Source organism: Pyxidicoccus fallax (assembly GCF_012933655.1).
Classification (GTDB): domain Bacteria; phylum Myxococcota; class Myxococcia; order Myxococcales; family Myxococcaceae; genus Myxococcus; species Myxococcus fallax.
Window position 1 is genome coordinate 1 of sequence record NZ_JABBJJ010000609.1, and the last position, 3,460, is coordinate 3,460.

General features: G+C 68.1%; 5 protein-coding genes. All 5 read left to right on the forward strand.

The window, feature by feature from the left end; translation table 11 throughout:
• Positions 1-97 precede the first annotated feature (97 nt).
• The 5 genes from HG543_RS52485 to pth all read left to right on the forward strand — a co-directional run bounded on the left by HG543_RS52485 (position 98) and on the right by pth (position 3,426).
• Positions 98-460, forward strand: coding sequence for a DUF5658 family protein (locus tag HG543_RS52485; protein WP_171818935.1), 363 nt, complete (start codon positions 98-100; stop codon positions 458-460).
• 134 nt (positions 461-594) lie between these two features.
• Positions 595-894, forward strand: coding sequence for a septation regulator SpoVG (gene spoVG, locus HG543_RS52490; protein ID WP_169352494.1), 300 nt, complete (start codon positions 595-597; stop codon positions 892-894).
• A 44-nt stretch (positions 895-938) separates the two neighbouring features.
• A complete protein-coding gene (locus HG543_RS52495) occupies positions 939-1,889 on the forward strand; it encodes a ribose-phosphate pyrophosphokinase (protein WP_169352495.1) in 951 nt (316 codons plus the stop codon).
• A 178-nt stretch (positions 1,890-2,067) separates the two neighbouring features.
• Positions 2,068-2,769, forward strand: a complete 702-nt coding sequence (locus HG543_RS52500; RefSeq protein WP_169352496.1) for a 50S ribosomal protein L25/general stress protein Ctc — start codon at positions 2,068-2,070, stop codon at positions 2,767-2,769.
• An 81-nt stretch (positions 2,770-2,850) separates the two neighbouring features.
• The gene (gene pth / locus HG543_RS52505) at positions 2,851-3,426 is read left to right on the forward strand and encodes an aminoacyl-tRNA hydrolase (protein WP_169352497.1); all 576 of its coding nucleotides are present in this window, start codon (positions 2,851-2,853) and stop codon (positions 3,424-3,426) included.
• Positions 3,427-3,460 lie beyond the last annotated feature (34 nt).

Consider the following 3,460-nt stretch of genomic DNA (forward strand, 5'->3'; position numbering starts at 1 on the left):
CGCCACCCCTCCGCCGGCCTGTCCCACCGGGCTCCCACGGCGCTGGCAAGGCTCTTGAAAGGAGGCCAGGAGGTCGATCGGGAGAGGGAGGACGGGCGTGGCGGCGACAATCGAGCAGGCTTGGGGCAGCAGGGCTTCCTTCTACGTGTCACCGGCGTCGGTGGCGTTGTTGATGCTCAACCTCCTGGACGGGCTGTTCACCCTGCTCTTCCTGCAGCTCGGGGTGGCCGAGGAGCTCAACCCCCTCATGCGGGTGGCCTACGAGCAGTCCCCGCTCATCTTCATGGGCTCCAAGCTGGTCATCGTGAACGCCGGCCTGTGGCTCCTGTGCCTGCACCGCCGGATGAAGGCCAGCCGCATCGCCATCCGGGCGGGGGCCGTCGTCTACGGCATCATCGTCGTCTACCACCTCGCCTTCCTGACCCACCTGGTCCTTCACTGGCCGGGGGCCTTCCGCTAACCCCCCGCATCCTCGACGGACTGTGGGCGAATTGAACATTGGAGGGGGTGTCACTACAGCCTCCTCTTGCAATTGACACCCGGTATGTCCCAGGCTTCCCTTCAGCTCCGACCTTTCGGGTTCGGGGGGGGACCATGAACATCACCGACGTCCGGGTGTTTCCGGTCGAAGAGGACAAGCTCAAGGCGTACGTCACCATCACCCTGGATCATTGCTTCGTCATCCGCGATTTGAAGGTCATTCACGGCTCGTCCGGACTGTTCATCGCGATGCCAGCAAAGAAGCGGAAGGATGGGACGTACAAGGATATTGCACACCCGCTCAACGCGGATACGCGCAGCCAGATGGAGCGCATCATCCTCATTGAGTACGAGAAGCACCTTCATCAGGCGCAAGCCGGGATGCTCGCCCCGGCGCCAGCGGAACTGGACTAACGCCTTCCCTTCGGGTCGTGTCCAGGTTAGTCAGCGGCCCCACCATGCAGCCGCGTGACTTCAAGGTGTTCGCCGGGAACTCGAATCCCGGCCTGGCGCATCGCATTTGCGAGTACCTCAAGCGCCCTCTGGGGAAGGCGGAGGTCGGTCGCTTCTCCGACGGGGAGATCCACGTCGAGATTGGAGAGAACGTCCGTGGTCATGACGTCTTCATCCTCCAGTCCACGTGCCCGCCGGCGAACGACCACCTGATGGAGCTCCTCATCATGTGCGACGCCCTCAAGCGGGCGAGCGCGGGCTCCATCACCGCCGTGATGCCGTACTACGGCTATGCCCGGCAGGACCGGAAGGTCGCGCCGCGCACGCCCATCACCGCCAAGCTCATCGCGGACCTCCTCGAGGTCGCGGGCGCCGGGCGCGTGGTGTCCATGGACATGCACGCCGGGCAGATCCAGGGGTTCTTCAACATCCCCTCGGACCACCTGTACGGCTCGCCGGTGTTCCTGGAGGACCTGCGCAAGAACTTCCCGGACTCGCAGGAGCTCGTCATCGTGTCGCCGGACGCCGGCGGCGTGGAGCGCGCCCGCGCGTACTCCAAGCGGCTGAACACGGGCCTGGCCATCATCGACAAGCGCCGCCCGCGCCCCAACGCGTCCGAGGTGATGAACCTCATCGGTGACGTGTCCGGCAAGGACGCCGTCCTGGTGGACGACATGGTGGACACCGCCGGCACGCTCGCCCAGGCGGCCGCCGCGCTCAAGGCGAAGGGCGCCCGCCGCGTGGTGGCCTACGCCGTCCACCCCATCCTCTCCGGCCCGGCCATCCAGCGCATCAAGGACTCGGTGCTGGAGGAGGTCGTCTTCACGGACACCGTGCCGCTGGCCCCCGCGGCGCAGGCCTGCTCGAAGATTCGCGTGCTCACCACCGAGCGCCTCTTCGGCGAGGCCATTGCCCGCATCCACCGCGCCGACTCGCTCAGCTCGCTGTTCGTCTGAGCCGGCGCGCGCCTGCCCGCCGGGTGGCTTGACTCCAAGCCTCCCGGCTGGCATGTGCACCCACCTCCATCGGTCCCCTACGAACAGGGCGCCGTCTTCGGGGCCCGCCACAGGGGCGGGATGCCGAGGGCGCCAGGGCGGCTGGTGGCAACCGCTGTACCTTTCGTGAGGCATTTCCATGTCCGTCGACAAGAGCACCCTCGAGGCCAAGACGCGTGAGGGCTCCGGCAAGGGCGTCGCGCGCCGCCTGCGCGCGCAGGGTCTGGTTCCCGCCGTCGTTTACGGCAAGCACCTGGCGAACCCGGTGCACGTCGCGGTGGACCCCAAGTCCGTCCGCGCGGCCATCAACACCCCGCACAAGTTCAACACCCTCATCTCCGTGAAGCTGGGCGGTGACACCCATCAGGTGCTCCTCAAGGACTACCAGATGGACCCCGTCACCCGCGAAATCCTCCACGTGGACTTCATCGGCGTGCGTGAGAACGAGCCGGTGAAGGTGAACGTGCCGCTGGTGCTCACCGGCAAGGCCGTGGGCGTGGCGGACGGCGGTCTGCTCACCCAGGTTCGCCGCGAGCTCGAGGTCTGGGCACTGCCGAACGCCATCCCGGAGAAGATCGAGGCGGACGTGTCGGCGATGAAGATCGCCGAGGCCATGCACGTCAACGACGTGAAGCTGCCGTCGGGCGTCTCCATCAAGACGAACGTCAACTACACCATCGCCGTCATCAGCGCGCCCGAGGCGGCCGAGGCGGCTCCTGCCGCGGCGGCGGCGGCGGCGGCCCCGGCGGCGGGTGCGGCTCCCAAGGCGGCGGACGCGAAGGCCGGCGGCGACAAGGCGGCGGCCCCGGCCGCGGCCGCGAAGCCCGCGGCGAAGAAGTAGTCTTCCGCTTCGCGCGGTTTCATCCTGGAGCGGGGCTGGCCCTTCAGCGGCCGGCCCCGTTCTCGTTTCTGGAGCCTCCTCATGAAGCTCATCGTCGGGCTGGGCAACCCGGGGCGCGAGTACGAGCGGCACCGGCACAACATCGGGTTCATGGTGGTGGAGGCCCTGCTGTCACGGGCCCGCGCCGAGCTGAACCAGGAGAAGTTCGCCGCGAAGGTGGGCCAGGGCACCCTGGCGGGCGAGCGCGTCCTCTTCCTGGAGCCGCAGACCTTCATGAACCTGTCGGGGCGCTCGGTGGGCGAGGCGGCGCGCTTCTACAAGGTGCCGGTGGAGGACGTGCTCGTCATCCACGACGAGCTGGATCTGCCCTTCGGCCGGCTCCAGCTCAAGGCGGGCGGCGGCAGCGGCGGCCACAACGGCCTCAAGAGCATCGTCTCCAGCCTGGGCTCGGAGGCCTTCGTCCGCGTGCGCTTCGGCATCGGCAAGCCGGAGGGGCCGAACGCCCGCGAGCGCGTGTCCGGCTACGTCCTGTCCGGCTTCGACGACGCCGAGCGCCGGCAGTTGGAGGAGCTCATCGGCCGCGCCATGGACATGACGGAACTCTGGATTCGCGAGGGCCTGTCGGTGGCCATGAACCGCTTCAACCGGAAAGCCTGAGGGGCGCCGTGGGGAGGGCCCCCGGGGCTCCCGG